General features: G+C 75.8%; 16 protein-coding genes. 8 read left to right on the top strand and 8 right to left on the bottom strand.

Annotated elements, in window-relative coordinates; genetic code table 11:
• Positions 1–336: 336 nt before the first annotated feature.
• Entirely contained in the window at positions 337–966 is a 630-nt protein-coding gene (locus LO771_RS00080; RefSeq protein ID WP_230646985.1) for a DUF6328 family protein, read from the bottom strand.
• A 174-nt stretch (positions 967–1,140) separates the two neighbouring features.
• On the bottom strand, positions 1,141–2,817 hold the full coding sequence (locus LO771_RS00075) for an MFS transporter (protein ID WP_230646984.1): 1,677 nt from the start codon (positions 2,815–2,817) through the stop codon (positions 1,141–1,143).
• Between the two features lie 106 nt (positions 2,818–2,923).
• Between LO771_RS00075 and LO771_RS00070 the strand changes: the two genes are divergently transcribed.
• From LO771_RS00070 to LO771_RS00060, 3 genes are all read left to right on the top strand, one after another.
• On the top strand, positions 2,924–3,484 hold the full coding sequence (locus LO771_RS00070; RefSeq protein WP_230646983.1) for a MarR family winged helix-turn-helix transcriptional regulator: 561 nt from the start codon (positions 2,924–2,926) through the stop codon (positions 3,482–3,484).
• Between the two features lie 234 nt (positions 3,485–3,718).
• A complete protein-coding gene (locus LO771_RS00065) occupies positions 3,719–4,120 on the top strand; it encodes a pyridoxamine 5'-phosphate oxidase family protein (protein ID WP_230646982.1) in 402 nt (133 codons plus the stop codon).
• A gap of 215 nt (positions 4,121–4,335) precedes the next feature.
• Positions 4,336–5,331, top strand: coding sequence for a universal stress protein (locus LO771_RS00060; RefSeq protein ID WP_230646981.1), 996 nt, complete (start codon positions 4,336–4,338; stop codon positions 5,329–5,331).
• Positions 5,332–5,406: 75 nt separating this feature from the next.
• On the opposite strand, the gene LO771_RS00055 is transcribed toward LO771_RS00060, so the two are convergent.
• The 4 genes from LO771_RS00055 to LO771_RS00040 all read right to left on the bottom strand — a co-directional run bounded on the left by LO771_RS00055 (position 5,407) and on the right by LO771_RS00040 (position 8,978).
• Positions 5,407–6,258, bottom strand: a complete 852-nt coding sequence (locus tag LO771_RS00055) for a hypothetical protein (protein ID WP_230646980.1) — start codon at positions 6,256–6,258, stop codon at positions 5,407–5,409.
• 149 nt (positions 6,259–6,407) lie between these two features.
• A complete protein-coding gene (locus LO771_RS00050) occupies positions 6,408–7,511 on the bottom strand; it encodes a PP2C family protein-serine/threonine phosphatase (protein ID WP_230647901.1) in 1,104 nt (367 codons plus the stop codon).
• A gap of 160 nt (positions 7,512–7,671) precedes the next feature.
• Positions 7,672–8,298 (bottom strand): lipocalin family protein, encoded by a 627-nt coding sequence (locus LO771_RS00045; RefSeq protein ID WP_230646979.1) that lies wholly within the window; start codon positions 8,296–8,298, stop codon positions 7,672–7,674.
• A 116-nt stretch (positions 8,299–8,414) separates the two neighbouring features.
• Positions 8,415–8,978: an NADPH-dependent FMN reductase gene (locus LO771_RS00040; RefSeq protein WP_230646978.1), complete on the bottom strand. Its 564-nt coding sequence runs from the start codon at positions 8,976–8,978 to the stop codon at positions 8,415–8,417.
• 385 nt (positions 8,979–9,363) lie between these two features.
• Between LO771_RS00040 and LO771_RS00035 the strand changes: the two genes are divergently transcribed.
• Positions 9,364–9,960: a TetR/AcrR family transcriptional regulator gene (locus tag LO771_RS00035; RefSeq protein ID WP_230647900.1), complete on the top strand. Its 597-nt coding sequence runs from the start codon at positions 9,364–9,366 to the stop codon at positions 9,958–9,960.
• A 169-nt stretch (positions 9,961–10,129) separates the two neighbouring features.
• Here the strand turns inward: LO771_RS00035 and LO771_RS00030 are convergent, their stop codons facing one another.
• Positions 10,130–12,217 carry an alpha-galactosidase gene (locus tag LO771_RS00030; protein ID WP_230646977.1) on the bottom strand — a complete coding sequence of 696 codons (2,088 nt, stop codon included), beginning with the start codon at positions 12,215–12,217 and terminating at the stop codon, positions 10,130–10,132.
• 389 nt (positions 12,218–12,606) lie between these two features.
• Between LO771_RS00030 and LO771_RS00025 the strand changes: the two genes are divergently transcribed.
• The 4 genes from LO771_RS00025 to LO771_RS00010 are packed head-to-tail and all read left to right on the top strand — an operon-like array spanning position 12,607 to position 17,923.
• On the top strand, positions 12,607–13,971 hold the full coding sequence (locus LO771_RS00025) for an ABC transporter substrate-binding protein (RefSeq protein ID WP_230646976.1): 1,365 nt from the start codon (positions 12,607–12,609) through the stop codon (positions 13,969–13,971).
• A 60-nt stretch (positions 13,972–14,031) separates the two neighbouring features.
• The gene (locus LO771_RS00020) at positions 14,032–14,973 is read left to right on the top strand and encodes a carbohydrate ABC transporter permease (protein ID WP_230646975.1); all 942 of its coding nucleotides are present in this window, start codon (positions 14,032–14,034) and stop codon (positions 14,971–14,973) included.
• A complete protein-coding gene (locus LO771_RS00015; protein WP_230646974.1) occupies positions 14,970–15,881 on the top strand; it encodes a carbohydrate ABC transporter permease in 912 nt (303 codons plus the stop codon). The genes LO771_RS00020 and LO771_RS00015 overlap by 4 nt, the downstream gene beginning before the upstream one ends.
• A complete protein-coding gene (locus LO771_RS00010; protein ID WP_230646973.1) occupies positions 15,878–17,923 on the top strand; it encodes a beta-galactosidase in 2,046 nt (681 codons plus the stop codon). Before LO771_RS00015 ends, LO771_RS00010 begins: the two co-directional genes overlap by 4 nt.
• Positions 17,924–18,006: 83 nt before the next feature.
• On the opposite strand, the gene LO771_RS00005 is transcribed toward LO771_RS00010, so the two are convergent.
• On the bottom strand, positions 18,007–18,284 hold a 278-nt coding region (locus LO771_RS00005; RefSeq protein ID WP_230646972.1), incomplete at its 5' end, for an alpha amylase C-terminal domain-containing protein.

The following is an 18,284-nucleotide window of genomic DNA, read 5'->3' as shown; positions in this document are numbered from 1 at the left end:
GCCCCTCTGCGGGCCGCTGATTCCTGCCCGCCCCGGTTTCACCCGCCCGGCGGTGCCGCGCTCGCCGGGCGGCGGCGCCCCGCGCGGCTCACCGCCGGGGGGAGGACGCCCCCGCCGGGCCGGTCAGGGCGCCCGGCGGGGGCAGGCGCCGCACGTGTCCCCGCAGCGGCGCCCCAGGGGATTCGCCGCCGCGGCCGCCGCGGATTGCCCGCGGGGGCCGTCCTTCCGCGGCGGGCCCTGCGGGCCCCTCGGCCGGTCTCCCGGTCACCCGGCGTCCCGGTCTCCCGGTCTCCGGGCGTCCCGGCCTCCCGGTCTCCGGGCCTCCGGGCCTCCCGATCACCCGGCGTCCCGCTCCGCCGCGCCGCTGCGGCGCTCGCCCCGGCGGCGCAGCCACGCGGGGAGCGCGTACCAGCAGATGCCGAACCACACCGCCACGCCCGCCACGATCCACTCCGCCGCGGCCGAGCCGGTGGCCACGTGCAGCAGGAGCAGCAGGGCCGAGACCAGCGTGACGGCCAGCAGGGCCATGCCGAGCGCCGTCAGCCGCGCGGCCACGTCGACCACCTCGGACTTCAGCCGCAGGCCGCTCAGCATCCGGTGCAGTGCCACGGGGGCTATGAGGGCGCCGGTGGTCGCGGCGCCGAGCACCACGGTGACGACGTACACCGTGCGGTCCGCGCCGCCCAGTTCGGCGAAGCGCGGGGTGAACGCCACGCTCAGCAGGAAGCCGAGCAGGATCTGCACCCCGGTCTGGGCCACCCGCACCTCCTGGATGAGCTCGTTCCACCGCCGGTCGGCCCGCTCCTTGGGCGTCTCCTCGTCGTCGCCCGCCGCGGCGCGGGTGCCCCCGTCGGCGGCTCCCCCTGCAGGGGCGCCCCCGGCGTCGCGGTCCGCAGCAGCCGGGGCCCTCCCGGAGCCGTCGCGGTCCTCCGCGTCCTGACTCTCCGCCCTGGTGGGTGCGCTCATTTGACCTCTCCTTTGCACAGCGGTGTGCTCCGCCACTGCCCGCCCGGCGCCCGGTGCATGCCACCGCCGCGCACGTCCGGCCGCGGACCCGCGCGCCGCACCCGGCCCCGGGAGCGCGCGGGCCCCCGGCCGGGATCCGCTCCCGGCCGGGGGCCCGTCCGCACGCCGCGCGGGTCACGCCCTCCCCGCGGCCTCCGGGGACGGCGCGGGCGCCCCGCCCGGCCGCTGCGGGCGGCCGTGGTCCGGCAGGGTGCTGCGCAGCCGCAGCGCCGCCGCCAGGCCGAGGCCCAGCGCCGCCGCCGCGCTGTACGCGGCCCATGACGTCGCGTCGGACAGCGCCGTCCGCGCCCGGTCGGCCGCCGGCCGGGTTCCCGGGCTCCGCTCCAGCGCGGGGATGGCGCTGCCCGCGGTGTCGCGGACGAGCCGGGCGGTCGCGTGCGCCTGCGGGGCCGGTGTGCCCGAGGAGGTCAGGGAGTCCGACAGCCCGCTCTCCAGGGAGGTGAAGAGCACGGTGCCGAGGACGGCGATGCCGAGCGCCGAGCCGATCTGGCGGGCGGTGCTCTGGATGCCCGACCCCTGGCCCGACTGCTCCACCGGCACGTCGGAGAGCGTGATGCCGGTGATCTGCGCCGTGGCCCAGCCCACGCCCGCCCCGTACAGGAAGAGGAACGGCGCCACCGCCCAGCCGCTGGTGTCCGGCCCGGCGACCACGCCGACCCCGGCCACGCCCACCAGTTCCAGGGCGATGCCCGCGATCACCACGTTGACCGTGCCGACACGCTGCCCCAGCACCGCGCCCAGACCGCTCGCCACGAAGCTGCCGATCGCCAGCGGCAGCAGGGCGACGCCCGCCTGGAGCGCGGAGTACCCGAGGACGTTCTGCAGCCACAGCGGCAGCGAGAAGAGCAGGCCGAACTCGCCCAGGCTCACCACGCCCGCCACCACGTTGCCGTTGCGGAACGTAGGGATGCGGAAGAGGCGCAGGTCGAGCATGGCGGGCCGCCCCGCCCGGTTGCGGCGGACCTCCACCGCGGCGAAGGCGGCGAGCGCGACCGCCCCCGCGGCGAAGGCGGCGGGCACCGGCGACAGGCCCCCCGTCAGCTCCAGGCCCAGCGCGTGGAACGGCTGCTCCAGCCGCCACCAGCCGTAGGTGCGCCCCTCGATGAGTCCGAAGACGATGCCGGTGAAGCCGACCACCGACAGCAGGGCGCCGGGCAGGTCGACGCCGCCGTCCCCGCTGCGGTCCCGGCTCTCCGGCAGGAAGGCCAGGGCGCCGCCGAGCACCAGCAGGCCGAAGGGGATGTTGATGCCGAACGCCCAGCGCCAGGAGAAGTCGGCCGTCAGCCAGCCGCCGAGCAGCGGGCCGAGCGCGGCGGTGCCGCCGATCGTGGAGCCCCAGATCGCGAAGGCCTTGCCGCGGTCGCCCCCGCGGAAGGTGGCGTTGATCAGGGAGAGGGAGGTCGGCAGGATCATCGCGCCGCCGACGCCCTGCAGCAGGCGGCTGCCGATCAGCGCCGGACCCGAGCCCGCCGTGGCGGCGAGGACGCTGGCGGCCATGAAGACCAGCACGCCGGTGAGGAAGACCCGCCGGCGCCCCAGCCGGTCCGCCGTCCGGCCCGCCAGGAGCAGCAGCGCCGCGAAGACGAGGGTGTAGGACTCCTGGACCCACTGGGCGTCGCTGGAGGTGATGCCCAGGTCGTCGATGATGCTGGGCACGGCGACGTTGACGATGGTCGAGTCGACGATGATCAGGGAGACGCCGAGGCTGATCGCCACCAGGCCCCACCACCGGTGGCGGTCGGGTCCGGCGGCGGGCCGGGCGGGCGGTGTCCCTTCGGACAGGCTGCTCACGATGGCTCCTTCGCGGCCCGTGCGCGACAATCGGCCTCGGACCGACAGGATGGTTCGGAAAGCTGGTAGCTAGATTTTCTAGCGAAATGCGGAAGGAGTCAACGCGATGGCGGGCGAGCACACCCCTGCGCCCGGGGAGCCCCGGGCCGCCGTGCCGGTCAGCGGCAGCGAGGTGGCCTGGGCGCTGCGCGAACTCCTGCGGGCCAACCGCGAGGCCGAGCACGCCCTCGCCCGCCGCCTGGGCATGGGGGCCACCGACCTCGGCGCCCTGGAGCACCTGATCGAGGGGGAGCGCCTGGCCGAGGGCGGCGGCCTCGGGCCCGTCGAGCTCGGCGACCGGCTCGGCATCCGCTCCGCCTCCGCGACGGCGCTGGTCGACCGGCTCCAGGCCGCCGGCCACGTCACGCGCGCGCCGCACCCCACCGACCGCCGCCGCCAGGTCGTCCACACCACCGCCCACGCCCGGCAGGAGCTCGCCGGGGCCCTCCAGCCGCTGATCGACGCGGTGGACGGCGTGGTCGCCGCCCTCGGCCCGGACGAGCGCGACGCGGTCGCCCGCTTCCTCTCCGGGGCCGCCGCCGCGGTGCGCGCCGCCTCCGCGGCGGAGGCCGGGGCGGACCCCGCGGCCGGCGCCGCGCCGCCCGGCGGCCCCGGCGCGGCGGGCTGAGCCCGGCCGCGCCGGCCGCCCGGCCGTGGGTCCTGCCCGCCCGCCCGGCCCTGGGTCCTGCCGGCGCCGGGCCCCGCCGTGGCGCACCCCGCCCATGGCACACCCCGCCCGTGGCGCGCCGTGCCCCCGGTCGGGCCCGACCCCCCTCCGGACGCGGGAGGATGGCCCCGAGCGACCGCGGGCCGCAGCCCCGCCGCGGCCCCGCCGCGCGCTCCCGTACCGGAGGACGACCCCATGACGACCGCCCCGCTCCGCACCGACGACGCCTACCTGGACTTCTGGCGCGAGCGACACCTCTGCACCCTCTGCACCCCCCGGCCGGACGGCACGCCCCACCTCGTCCCCGTCGGCGTGACCTACGACGCCGACGCCGGCCTGGCCCGGGTCATCACCGGCAGGGGCAGCCGCAAGGCCCGCAACGTCCTGGCCGCCGGCCCCGGCGGCGCACGCGTCGCCGTCTGCCAGGTCGACGGCGCCCGCTGGGCCACCCTGGAGGGCATGGCCGTCGTCCGCGACGAGCCGGAGGCCGTCGCCGACGCCGTGCGCCGCTACACCGAGCGGTACCGCGTGCCGCGCGCCAACCCCGAGCGGGTCGTCCTGGAGATCCGCGTCACCCGCACCATGGGCCGCGTCTGACGGACCTCCCGGCGGCCCGGCGGCCCTGTGACCCTGCGGCCCGGCGGCCCCGCCGCCCGGCCGCGGCGGTCCCGGACCCCCGCCACCGGCTCCGCCCGGCGGCCGCCCGTCACCCCGATGCGCCCGACCGGTCGCGCCCCGCCCGCCGCCGGGCTCTGCTGGAGGGAGGCGCCGCGCGGAGCCGGCGGACGGGACGAGCACGCGGGAGCGGATGGATGGACACGCCGGGCGGGGTGGTCGTCGGCATCGACGGCTCGGACCTCTCGTGGGCCGCGTTCGACTGGGCGTACCGGGAGGCGTCCCGCCGCCGCACCGGGCTGCACGCCGTCCACGTGACGGGCGTCGGGCACCCCCTGCGCCGCTGGTTCGGCGCCGCCGGGGACGCGAGGGCGGAGGACGACGCGGTGCTCGCCGACGTGGACCGGCACCTGCCCGTCCCGCCCGACCCGGCCGTCGCCGTGGAGCGCTCCGCCGTACCCGCCGAGTCCGCCCTGGCCGGTCCCGCGTCCGACCTGGTCGGGGCGGCGCGGACGGCCGGGCTGCTCGTCCTCGGCGCCGCCGGCACCAGCGGCCTGCGCGAGCAGCTCCTGGGCGCCACCGCCCTGCGCTGCGCGGTCTCCGCCGCGTGCCCCACCGTCCTCGTCCGGGACCGGCCGCACCACGTCCGCGAGGTCCTGGTCGGGATCGACGACTCGGCGGCCGGGCGCGCCGCCCTGCTCTGGGCGTTCCGCGAGGCGGACCTGCACCGCGCCCGGCTCCGCGTCGTGCACGTCGTCTGGCCCTGGCAGTGGCCCGGCCACTCCGAGGACGAGACCGCCGCCGCCGCGCGGCGGATGATGCGCTTCACCGTGGAGCAGCTGCCCCCCACCCCCAGCGGACGCGGGCTGACGGCCGTGGTCGAGGTGGTGCGCCGGTCGGACCCGGTCCGGACCCTGGTGGAGCGGGCCGCCCACGCCGACCTGCTGGTCTGCGGGTCCGTGGGGCGGGCCTCCGGCGAGGTGTCGTCCTCGATCGTCCGCTCGGCCGCCGGCCTCGGCTCGGTCGCGGGGCACGCGGTGCACCGCGCCTCCTCGCACGTGGTGGTCGTGCCCGCCGCCCCGGAGCCGGCGTACCCGTGGGACCGCGAGGAGCGCCTCGACGAGGAGCGCGACTGGGACAGCAGCACCGGCGGCCCGCAGTGGGACGACACCACCCACCTCGTCCTGCCCTGAGAGCCGCCCGCGGAGGTCCCGCGGACGCCCCGGGGGCTCCTGACCCGGGTGCCCGCCCCGCCGTTCCGGGGCGCCTCAGCCGGCCGTCCGGCCGTCGTGGCGCAGCGCGACCGACCAGAGGTGCGTGGTCCGCCGGGTGCGGTCCTCCCGGGCGCGCTCGTCGATCCGGACGCCGATCCGGTCCCCGTCGAGGGCCCGCCGGCCGTCGAACCGCCACGCCTCCCCCGCCGGGTGGGGCAGCAGCCGGGCGAGCGCCGCGTCGTGCAGCGTCCCGTCGACGGCCCGCAGCACCCCCGCGTCCAGCACGACCAGCGTCCCGTCCGGCAGGACCACCGGAGCGGGCACCTGGCTGCCGGCCAGGACGGGACCCTCCTCCACCGTCCCGCCGGGCAGCAGCCGCACCACCCGGCAGGGGCGGTCCGGCGGGGACGTCCGCTCCACCACCCGCACGTCGCCGCCAGGGCCCGCCACGTAGTGGCCGAAGCTGCGCCAGGCGTCCTCCAGGGCGCCGTCCGGGCCGTGCCGCCAGGTGTCGAACACGTCGTACCCGGCCAGTCCGAGCAGGAACCGCCCGCCGTCCAGGGCCGCGCCGTGCTCGCCGCGCAGCTCCGCGACGACCGCCCCGGTGCCGAGGTCCAGCAGCAGCGCGGGGCCGAGGTGGCCCCAGGGGTGGTAGTCGGGGGAGTCCGTCGCGACGAGCAGCCGCCCGCCGGAGGCGTACGCCTCCCGGGGCGGTCCGGCGCAGGCGTGCGACCAGCGGGTCCGTCCGTCCGGGCCCGTGCAGAGCACCTCCCGGCCGTCCGCGGCGACGGTGAGGCCGTCCGCCGTGCGGACCAGGGTGCGGGGCCCGTCGGCGGGGCCGTCGTCCCACGGCGCCCCGCCCCTGGCGGTGCGCCGCTCCACCACGGTGGCGCGCCAGCCGTCCACGGGGTGCCGTCCCCGGCGCCGTCCGCGCCCCCGTCTTCCCGGCAGCAGCATGGCCGACAGGCTACCGCGACCGTGTCCGGCCCTGACTGTGTCCGGCCCTGACCGTGTCCGGCCCTGACCGGGACCGGCCCGGGCGGGGACCGCCCCGGTCAGGCCGTCCGGCGCACGGCGAGGAGAGCCACGTCGTCGTCGAGCGTGCCGTCGGTGTGGGCGGTGAGCTCGCCGTGGATGCGGTCGACGAGGTGGTCGGGCGACCAGGTGTGGCGCCAGGAGGCGACGCGCTCCGCGAGCGGGTAGAAGGAGCCGCGCGCGTCCCGCGCCTCGACCACGCCGTCGGTGTACAGGAGCAGCACGTCCCCCTTGCGGAAGGGGAAGACGTCGACGGCGCCCGTGTCCGGCAGCAGGGAGCCGAGGCCGAGCGGCGGGTCGGGCCGCCGGGCGTCGAGGCTGACGGCGGTGCCGTGCCGGAGCAGCAGGGGCGGCGGGTGCCCGCAGGTCAGCAGGTGCACCTCCGGGGCGTCGTCGGGGATGTCGACCAGGACCGCCGTGGCGAAGGCCTCGCCCGCCTCCCCCGTGTGCGGGGAGGTGTTCCAGCTGACGGCGCCGTCCAGGTGGGCCGCCAGCGCGGGCAGGTCCGGGTTGCGGTGGGCGGCCGCGCGGAAGGCGCCCAGGACGAGCGCCGCATGGTCCACGGCCTCCATGCCCTTGCCGCGGACGTCCCCGATCAGCAGTCTCGTCCCGCCCGGGGTGCGGACCGCCGCGTAGAAGTCGCCGCCGATCCGCGCGTGGTCCTCGGCGGCCAGGTAGACGGAGGCGACCTGCAGCGGGCCGATCCGGCGCGGCAGCGGCCTGAGGAGCACCTGCTGCGCCGCCTCGGAGACCGACCGCACCTGTGCCAGCTCCGCGTCGCGGCGCTCCTGCAGGCGGCTGAAGAACACGACGAAGGCCGACACCAGGACCAGGGCCGCGATCTGGGTCTCGTGGTTCGAGGTGGTGATGCTGTTGCGGACGACGGCGATCACGACCTGGGCGCCGACGGCGAGCGCCGCGACGGCCGCGGTCAGCCGGGGCCCGGCGAACGACGAGGTCAGGGCCGGGGCGACCACCAGCAGCGGTCCCAGGTGGATGTGGTCCGGCGAGAGGATGTCGGCGACGGTGATCAGCACGACCAGGACGACGGGCACCGCGACCAGGGCCGCGGGCGGCCGCTGCTCCGCCCCGCTCGCACGCCGCCGCCGGTACCGCATACCCATCATGGGTACACCTCCGCGGCGGCCCGTGCATCCGCTGCCGTCCGGCCGGCGGGCGGCCCGCCGCCCGCGCACCGGCGCGCCCGGGACGGCCCGGGGCGGCCGGGAGCGGCCGGGACCGCGCACGTGCCCCGGCCGGCCCCGGCCGTCCGCGTCCGCCGGTTCAGCAGAAGCGCTGCCCGCCCTGCTGCCCGGCGCCCTGCGCGGTGGCGTCCTGGGCGGTCGTCCGCAGCGAGCAGGGGTCGACGCCGGCGGCCCGCAGCGCGTCCCGGGCGGCCCCGGTCTGCCCTGCGGTCAGCGAGGGGGTGCGGGAGAGGACGAACCCGCTGCGCCGTGCGGAGTCGGTGACCACCGCCCACCGGTAGTCCCGGTCGAGCCCGACCACGATGTAGTTCGCGGTGGAGGTGTGGGTCCACGTGCCGCCGAGCCTGACGAAGGAGACGTTGAGCCGCGCGCCCGTGGCGTCGAGCGGCTTCGCGTCCCCCTTGACGGTGCTGGTGAGGCCGAAGAGGGAGGTGCAGGAGTTCCGCACCGCCACCGTGCCCCGGTCCGTGGCGCCGTAGTCGGCGGCGCTGTTGCGCAGGCACTGGACCTCGTACAGGGCCGGGACGGCCGCCACCTGGTACCAGTGGCCGAGGTAGCGCTGCACGTCGAGCGACGCGACCGGCTTCGGCTCCGCGGCGGGCGCGGCCGCGGCGGGCCCGGCCCCGGTGAGTCCCCCGGCGACCGCGGCCAGGGCCGCGACCGCACCGGCGGCGCTCCTGCGGACGGTCCTCGTGGCCTTCGACATGTCCACCTGCCTCCCGCCCCCGCCCGTCGCGGGGGCCTCGCTTCCGGCACGGCCGCCTCGCTGCGGCCGCGCGGTCCTGCACCCGTGCTTCGGGGCCGGCGGGGGAGGAGCGGGGGTCAGACGGCGGCGGGCCGGCCGGCCTCGGCGGAGAGGCGGGTCAGCACGGCGGCGAGCTGGTCGGCGACCTCGGCGTCGTCCAGCGGGTGGGTCTCGGCGAAGCGCACGACGGAGCCGGGGACGGACAGCTTCACGTCCTCCAGGACCTCCGCGCCGGCGATGCCCAGGGCCTTGCGGGCCTCGTCCTGCGCCCACACGCCGCCGAACTGGCCGTAGGCGGTGCCGACGACGGCGGCGGGCTTGCCCATGAAGCCGCCGGCGCCGCGCGGGCGGGACAGCCAGTCGATCGCGTTCTTCAGCACGGCGGGGATGGTGCCGTTGTACTCGGGCGAGAAGAGCAGGAAGGCGTCGGCCCGGCCGGCGGCCTCGCGCAGACGGACGGCCGCCTCCGCCAGGGAGCCCTCGACGTCGAGGTCCTCGTTGTAGAACGGCACGTCGGCGAGGCCCTCGTAGAGCTCGACCTCGGTGCCCTCGGGGGCGAGCTTGACGGCCGCCTCGGCGAGCTGGCGGTTGTGGGAGCCGGCGCGGAGGCTGCCGACGAGCGCGAGGATGCGGACGGACATGGGTACTCCCGAAAGTACGGACGGCGGTGGCGGTCAGGGCCGGTGACCAGTCAAACGGACCGTGGTCCGGATGCATTCCCAGGTGTAGCACAGCAAACGGACCGCGGTCCACTTCCTCCCCGCCCGGCGTTACCCTGGCCGCATGGCCGCACCCCGCCCGCCCGCCCGCCGCACCGCCGCACTGCACCCGCCGGTCCCCGGATCCGCCCGCCCAGACCCCGACCGTCCGGACCCCGACCGCCCGGGCCCCGCCCGCCCGCACGCCTGCTCCCCGGACACCCGCCCCCCGGGGACCGGTGCGCCGGACGGTGGCTCCCCGGGCGCCGCCCCCGCCCGCCTCCCGGTCCCGCCGCCCCTCCCGGACCCCCCGGCCGGCCGGACGCCCCTGCGCCTGGCCGACGAGGCCCCGGCCGAGGCCTCGCCGTGCCGGGCGGACGCCGTGCGCAACCGCCTCCGGCTCCTGGAGGCAGCCGCGCGGCTGGTCGCCGAGCACGGGCCCGAGCACGTCACCATGGAGGCCGTCGCCGCGGCGGCCGGCGTCGGCAAGGGCACCGTCTTCCGGCGGTTCGGTGACCGTGCGGGCCTCATGCTTGCCCTTTTGGACCACGCCGAGCGCGCCTACCAGCAGTCCTTCCTCGCCGGGCCCCCGCCGCTCGGGCCCGGCGCGCCCCCCGTGCAGCGCCTGGAGGCGTTCGGGACGGCCACCCTGCGCCACCTCGTCGTGCACGCGGGCCTCCTCCTCGCCGCCGAGCACGACCCGGACCGCCGCTTCGCCGCGCCGCGCCGCGTCCGCCTCGTCCATGTCTCCGCGCTGCTGCGGGAGGCCGGGGCGGGCGGCGACCAGGAGCTGCTCGCGGAGGCCCTGCTGGCCTTCCTCGACACCGCCCTCGTCGACCACCTCCGCCGGCGCGGCGGGATGACGTTCGAGCGGTTGGACGCCGGCTGGCGGGACCTCGTGGCCCGCGTCGTCCGCGCCGCCTGACACCCAGGGGCGCCCAGGTGTCCCCCCGGGGGGCGCGGAGGGGCCGCCCCAGGACGCGCCGGGCCCCCCGGGACGGGTCCGTCCCGGGGGGCCCGGCCCCGCCGCCGGAGCCGTCCGGGACCGGGCCCCTCCCGGAGTCCCCGCCCCGGACGGCCCGGTCCCGCACGGCTCAGTCCACCGCGGTGAGCCGCACCACCGCGCTCGCCCAGTCGCCGGCGAGCCGCAGCGGCAGGCCGTGCGCGAGCAGCACCGCGCCGTGGTGGACCTCGCCCGTCGCCTCGTCGCGGTACCGCCGCTGCGGGTCCAGGCCGGCCGGCCGCAGCGGGGCGGGCGCGGCCCCGTCGTACACGGACGGGAGCCGCCAGGCGACGACCACGACCCGGTCGCCGAGTGTGTACTGCACGGCGTCCCGCAGCCGGTGCAGCTCGCCCTGCTGGACCACCGGCCGGATCTCCTTGTACTCCTCGACCAGCCGCGCCGCCTCCGCCAGCTCCTCCGGCGACCAGTGCAGCAGGTCGCCGCCGATGCCGAGCGCCCCCGCCATCGCGACCCGGAACCGGAAGGCCAGCGGCAGCCGGCGCCCGGTCAGCGGGTTGGGGCTGTCGGTGACCCAGGCCGTCATGGTGCGGGCCGGGTAGAGCTGGCTGTAGCCGTGCTGGATCGAGAGGCGGTCGTGGGCGTCGGTGTTGTCGGAGGTCCACACCTGGTCGGTGCGGGCGAGGACGCCCAGGTCGACGCGGCCGCCGCCGCCCGCGCACGCCTCGATCCGCAGGCCGGGGTGGGCGGCGCGCAGCCTGTCCATGACGCGGTGGACGCCGTGGACGTGGTCGTGCCACAGACGGTCGGGGTCGGCGGCGCCGGGCCAGCCGGCCTCGGTGAACGCCCGGTTCATGTCCCACTTGAGGTAGTCGATCCGGTGCTCGGCGACGAGGGCGTCGAGCCACCCGAGGGCCCACTCCGCGACGTCCGGGCGGGCGAAGTTCAGCACGAGCTGGTTGCGCAGCTCGGTGCGGTCGCGGTGGGCGGTGTGCAGCACCCAGTCGGGGTGCGCCCGGTACAGGTCGCTGTCGGGGTTGACCATCTCGGGCTCCACCCAGAGGCCGAACCGCATGCCCAGGCGGCGGACCTCCGCCACCAGCGGCCCCAGGCCGTCGGGGAACCGGTCGGGGGCGGGCGTCCAGTCGCCGAGCCCGGCCGCGTCGCTGCGCCGCGCCCCGAACCAGCCGTCGTCCACGGTGAACAGCTCGACGCCCAGGGCGGCGGCCCTCGCCGCCAGCTCCCGCTGCTTCTCCTCCGTGACGTCGAACTGCACGGCCTCCCAGGAGTTGTAGACCACCGGCCGCAGCTCGTCGGGCCGCGGCAGGACGTGGCCGGCGGTGTACCGGTGCCAGGCGCGGCTGGCGGCGCCGAAGCCGCCGTCGGTGTACAGCCCCGCGAAGACCGGCGTCTCCCACGTCCCGCCCGCCCGCAGCACGACGGCCGGCCCCTCGTGGCCGGCGCCGCCGGTCACCGCCACGTCCCCGGTGTGGCTGCGCGAGGCCGTGATGCGCCAGCTGCCGCTCCAGGCGAGGGCGGCGCCCCACACCTCGCCGTGCTCCTCGCCCGCGTCCCCGCCGTCGACCATGAGCCACGGGTTGGCCTGGTGGCTCGTGATGCCGCGGCGGCTGGTGAGGGTCGTCTCGGCGGCGGGCAGCGGCGTGCGGTGCAGCCGGAACTCGCCGGACCAGCCGCCGGTGACGTGGCTGAGCCGGTAGTCGTCCAGGACGGGCAGCGTCCAGCAGGCGGAGTCCAGGCGCAGGACCTCCACGGGGGTGTCCTGCGCCGTGCCGGCCTCGGCGGTGTGCCGCAGCGACGCCCACCGTTCGACCACGTCGCTGTCCGGGTGGACCCGGTAGTGCAGCTCCAGCTCCAGGGGGTGGTGGTCGTCGTGGAAGGAGAGGGCGAGGGCGCCCCCGTCGATGCGGTGCCCGGTGTGCCGCCACTGCAGGCCCCGGCCCCGGTCGGCGTACCTGACCTGCAGCGCGGGCACGCCGAAGCGGGCGCCCCCCTCGCTCGGGTACTCCTCGCGGACGGCGCCGTCGAAGCTGCTGGCCGGGCCCTCGCGCAGCGGGACGGCCGCGGCCTGCGCGGGGGTGAGGGGCCGCCCCCAGTGGACGTGGCGCAGCAGCCCGGCGTCGTCCAGGCGGAGCGCGTAGGAGCTGTTCGCCGTGCGCAGCAGCCAGGTGCGGGTGGCGGGGTCGAAGGTCACCGCGTCCATGGGTCTCCCGTCCGAGGGTCGGTCCGAGGGTCGGTCCGAGGGTTAGTAACGTGAATCAACAATTTCCAACATCGACGCTCGCGGGACTTCGCCTCGCGCGGCACCGCGGGGACCCTCCGTGGCGGGGGTGTGCCCGTCCGTGCATGTGGGAAAGGAGGTCTCAGGGCGACTCCGTCCGATCCGGCACGTACGGAACGTGAGCCTACCGCCGCGCAGCGAGTCCGCCAACGGCTCCTCCGGGGCTCCGAACCTCACAGCTTGGCAACATCCGATGTTCATTTGAGTTCTCATCTTCGCGAAGATGTTGACTTTGGCGAAACGTAGGTCGAAGGTGTTCGCATCCCGGCCTGCAGGGACGAAGCAGGCCGCAACGACTCGAGGAGTCGCTCATGTCCATGCGCCACCGCCCCTCCCGGAGACGTGCTCTCGCCGCCGCTCTGGTCTGCCTCCCGCTCGTCGCCTCCGCTGCCGCGTGCAGCAGCGGCGGTGACGGCGGCGGCGGCGCCAAGGCCGCGGCGTGCACCAAGAGCAACGGCAAGGTCGACCTGACCTTCTGGTCCTGGGTGCCCGGCATGGACAAGGCCGTCGCCGAGTGGAACCGCCAGAACCCCGACATCCACGTGACGGTGAAGACCACTCCTGCGGGCAACGCCGGCACCTACCAGAACATGTCCAACGCCCTGAAGGCCGGCAAGGCGCCCGACCTCGGGCAGATGGAGTACGACTCCCTCGCCAGCTTCCGCCTGAAGGACGGCCTGGCCGACATCTCCTCCTGCGACCCGGTCAAGCAGGCCTCCGGCGACTTCGTCGACTGGACGTGGTCCCAGGTCACCTTCGGCGCGAACGGCAAGGACGGCGTCTGGGCCATCCCCGAGGACACCGGTCCGATGGCGCTCTTCTACCGCAAGGACCTCTTCGACAAGTACAAGATCCCGGTGCCGAAGACCTGGGACGAGTACTACCAGGACGCCAAGGCCCTGAAGAAGGCCGACCCCAAGGCCTCCATCACCCACTTCTCGCAGACCGACCCCAACTGGTTCACCGGTCTGCTGTGGCAGGGCGGCACCAGCATGTTCTCCCAGGACGGCGACAAGTGGAAGGTCGACGTCGACAGCCCGGCCAACCGCAAGGTCGCCGACTACTGGCAGAAGATGATCGACGAGAAGCTCGTCGCCACCGACCTCCAGGGCTTCTCCCCCGCGCTGTACAAGGCGTGGAACGACGGCGAGGTCGCCACCTGGATCAGCGCCGCCTGGGGCTACAGCACCATCCGTGACAACGCCAAGGCCACCGCCGGCAAGTGGGCCGTCGCCCCCATGCCGCAGTGGAACGCGGGCGAGCAGAAGGCCGGCAACTGGGGCGGCTCCAGCACCGCCGTCCTCGCCGGCAGCAAGCACCCCTACGAGGCGTCGAAGTTCGCCGTCTGGCTGAACTCCGACCCGAAGGCGCTGGAGATCCTCAACCGCGAGGGCGGCCTCTACCCGGCCGCCACCAAGGGCCTGAGCCTCTCCGCCCTCCAGCAGCCGGTGGACTTCTACGGCGGGCAGAAGATCTTCGACGTCTTCGCCCAGGCGTCCAAGGGCGTCGACACCAAGTGGGCCTGGGGCCCGACCATGACCGACACCTACCGCTTCATGAGCGACGGCATCGCCGGCTCCCTGGGCGGCGGTGGCAAGCTGTCCGACGTCCTGCGCGACACCGACGCCAAGACGGTGGACTCGCTCAAGAAGCAGTCCCTGCAGGTCGCCGAGTAGCAGTGCGAGGCGGCTGCGCGGCCCCGGCCGCGCAGCCGCCCGTCCCCAAGGAGTCCCCGCATGACCGCAGTCCCCACCCGGACCGCCGCGGCACCGGCCGCGACCTCCCGGACCTCCCCCGCCAGGCCCAGACGGCAGCGGGGCCACTGGCTGTTCCTGCTGCCCTTCCTCGTGCCCTTCACCCTCTTCACGGTGGTGCCGGTCGGGTACGCCGCCTACCAGAGCCTCTTCCGCACCCAGCGGGTCGGCGGCACCTTCGGGCACACCACGAGCGTCTTCGCCGGCCTGCACCAGTACCGCGAGGTCCTGTCCGACCCCGACTTCACGCGCAGCGTCGGCCGCGTGCTGCTGTTCGGGATCGTCCAGATCCCCGTGATGCTGCTGTTCGCCCTGGTCCTCGCGCTGCTGCTCGACTCGACCGTGGCGCGCCTGAAGCGGTTCTTCCGCGTCGCCTACTTCGTGCCCTATGGCATCCCCGGCGTCATCGCCGCCCTCATGTGGGGCTTCCTGTACGACCCGCGGCTCTCCCCGGTCGTGGACGTGCTCCACAAGGTCGGCGCCCACCCGGACTTCCTCGGCTCCGGCAGCATCCTGTGGTCCATGGCGAACGTCGTCACCTGGACGTACACCGGCTACAACATGCTGATCATCTACGCCGCCCTGCAGGCCATCCCCGCCGACATCTACGAGGCGGCCCGCATGGACGGCGCGACCGGCGCCGCCATCGCCTGGCGGATCAAGGTGCCCATCGTGCGCCCGGCGCTCGTGCTCACCGGCGTCTTCTCCATCATCGGCACCCTGCAGCTCTTCACCGAGCCGCAGGTCTTCCGCTCCATCTCCACCAGCGTCACCAGCACCTACACGCCGAACCTGGCCGCGTACTCGCTGGCCGCCGGGGACGACTACAGCGAGGCCGCCGCCATGTCGGTGACCCTGGCCCTCGCCACCTTCATCCTCTCCTTCGGCTTCCTCAAGCTCAGCAGTCGAAAGGCCCAGGCATGAGCATCCTCACCGACACGGCCGGCGCCCACCCCGCGCGCCCGGCCGCCGACGGGCGGGCGCGCGGGCCCCGGGACAACCGCGCCGCGGTCGTCATGGCCACGGTCTTCCTCGTGCTCGCCGCCGTCTACATGCTGCTGCCGGTCTTCTGGCTGCTCGTCTCCGCGACCAAGAGCCAGGGCGACCTCGTCGACAGCTTCGGCTTCTGGTTCTCCGGCTTCCACCTGGGCGAGAACCTCAAGGCCCTCTTCACCCGCGAGGACGGCGTCTACCTGCACTGGCTGCTCAACAGCCTGCTCTACGCGGGCCTCGGCGCCGCCGTCGGCACCCTGCTCTCCTCCATGGCCGGCTACGCCCTCGCCAAGTACACCTTCCGCGGCCGCGAGCTGGTCTTCTCCGTCATCCTCGGCGGCGTGCTGCTGCCCGCCACCGCCCTCGCGCTGCCGCTCTTCCTGATGTTCGCCAAGCTCGACGCGACCAACACCTTCTGGTCCGTCTTCCTGCCGAGCATCGTCAGCCCCTTCGGCGTCTACCTGTCGCGGATCTTCGCGGCGAGCTCGGTGCCGGACGAGGTCATCGAGGCGGCCCGCATCGACGGCGCCGGCGAGATGCGGACCTTCTTCACCATCGCGCTGCGGCTGATGTCGCCCGCCATGGTGACCATCTTCCTGTTCCAGTTCGTCGTCATCTGGAACAACTTCCTGCTGCCGCTGGTCATGCTCCAGGACGAGCGGCTCTACCCGGTCACCCTCGGCCTGTTCACCTGGCAGTCCCAGGTCAGCCGCGACCCGCAGCTGCAGATCCTCACCGTCACCGGCTCGCTGGTGTCGGTGGTGCCCATCGTGATCGCCTTCCTCGCCCTCCAGCGCTACTGGCGGGCCGGACTCTCCGCAGGGGCGGTGAAGTCGTGAGCGCCACCACCGCGGACGGGGCCCTGCGCGCCCTCACCGACCGCCTCGGCGGCCGCATCGCCTACGGCGGCGACTACAACCCCGAGCAGTGGCCCCGGGAGACCTGGCGCGAGGACGCCCGCCTCATGCAGGAGGCCGGCGTCAACCTCGTCACCGTCGGCGTCTTCTCCTGGGCCTGGGTCGAACCCGCCCCGGGCGAGTGGGACTTCTCCGGCCTCGACGAGGTCCTCGACCTGCTCCACGCGCACGGGATCGCCGTCGACCTGGCCACCGCCACCGCCTCGCCCCCGCCGTGGTTCGCCACCCGCCACCCCGAGGCCATGCCGGTCACGGCCGAGGGCGTCCGCCTCTCCCACGGCTCCCGGCAGGGCTTCTGCCCCAGCAGCCCGGTGTACGCCGAGGCCGCCGCCCGCCTGGTCGAGCGGATCGCCGAGCGGTACCGCGACCACCCCGCCGTGGTGCTGTGGCACGTCCACAACGAGTGGGGCAACCACAACGCCCACTGCTTCTGCGACACCAGCGCCGAGGCCTTCCGCGACTGGCTGCGCGAGCGCTACGGCACCCTCGACGGCCTCAACCACGCCTGGGGCACCGCCTTCTGGAGCCAGCGCTACGGCGCCTGGGAGGAGGTCCTGCCCCCGCGCGCCACCCCCGCCATCGGCAACCCCACCCAGCAGCTCGACCACTGGCGGTTCTCCTCCGACGCGCTGCTGGCCTGCCACCGCCGCGAGGTCGAGGTCCTGCGCCGCCTCTCCCCGGACACGCCCCTCACCACCAACCTCATGGGCACGCTGGAGAAGAAGGTCGACGGCTTCGCCTTCGCCCGCGAGACCGACTTCGTCTCCGTCGACCACTACCTCACCGCGGCCGACCCCGAGGGCCACATCGGCCTCTCCTTCGACGCCGACCTGGCCCGGGGCATGGGCGGCGGCGCGCCCTGGCTGCTCATGGAGCACTCCACCTCGGCCGTCAACTGGCAGCCCCGCAACATCGCCAAGACGCCGGGCCAGATGCGCCGCAACTCCCTGGCCCACCTCGCCCGCGGCGCCGACGGCATCATGTACTTCCAGTGGCGGCAGTCCCGGGCCGGCGCCGAGAAGTGGCACTCGGCGATGCTCCCGCACGGCGGGACGGACACGAAGACCTGGCGGGAGACGGCCGCGCTCGGCGCCGAGCTGCAGGCCCTCGCCGAGGTCCGCGGCACCCGCGTCCGCGCCGACGTCGCGCTCCTCTTCGACTGGGAGGCGTGGTGGGCCCTGGAGCTCGACGCCCGCCCCTCGGTCGACGTGCGCTACCTCGACCTTGTCCGCGCCTGGTACGCCGCCCTGTGGTCCTCCGGCACCGCGTGCGACATCGTCCACCCCGGCGCCGACCTGTCCGGGTACCGACTGGTGCTCGTCCCCAGCCAGTACCTGGTCGCCGACGCCCACGCCGAGGCGCTGGAGCGCTACGTCGCCGGGGGCGGGCACGCGGCCGTCGGCTTCTTCAGCGGCCTGGTCGACGTGCACGACCACGTGCGGCCCGGCGGGTACCCGGGCGCCTACCGGGAGATGCTCGGGCTGCGCACCGACGAGTTCCACCCGCTGCGGGCCGGCGAGTCCGTGCGGCTCGACGACGGCTCCGCGGCCACCGTGTGGACCGAGGCCGTCGAGCTGCGCGGCGCCGAGCAGGTCCTGGCGTTCGCCAAGGGCGAGGAGGGCGGGCCGGTGCCCGGCGGGCCGGCGGTCACCCGCCACGCCCACGGCGACGGCACCGCCTGGTACGTCGCCACCCGCCCCGACCGCGACGGCCTGGCCCGGATCCTGCGCCGGATCTGCGGGGAGGCCGGGGTCGCCCCCGTCGCCGAGGTGCCCGAGGGTGTCGAGGCGGTCCGCCGCACCGGGCCGGGGGCGGGCTACCTGTTCCTGATCAACCACACCGGCGCCGACGCCCGCGTCCCCGCCCGCGGCATCGACGTGGTCCGGGGCACGCCCGTCGACGGCACGGCGGTGGTGCCCGCCGGCGACGTCCTCGTCGTCCGGGAGGACCCGGCCGCCGGCTGACGCCCCGCCGTTCCCCACCGCACGGACGGACGCCCCCCGCCGGGACTCGGCGGGGGGCGTCCGGCACGTCCGGGGCCGGGGCCTCAGCCCTTGGCGCCCACGTAGAGGGCGATCGCGTCACCGGCGCCGACGGTGGCGGTGAAGGTCCCGGTGGAGCCCACCGTGTAGGTGGTGCCGGTGCAGCCGCCGCCCGAGGTGGGGTCGCCGTGCTGGACGTCGCAGTAGGTGCCGGCGGGCAGCGAGGTCTGGAAGGTCTGGGTGACCGCGCTGCTCTCGTGGTTGATGGCGACGTAGCCCTTGCTGCCGCGGCCGAAGGCGATGGCGTTGTTGCCGTTGGACCACCAGTTGGTCACCGCGGTGC

It is taken from the genome of Streptacidiphilus sp. ASG 303, assembly GCF_020991365.1.
Taxonomy (GTDB): domain Bacteria; phylum Actinomycetota; class Actinomycetes; order Streptomycetales; family Streptomycetaceae; genus Peterkaempfera.
This window is presented reverse-complemented; position numbering and strand designations above follow the sequence as displayed.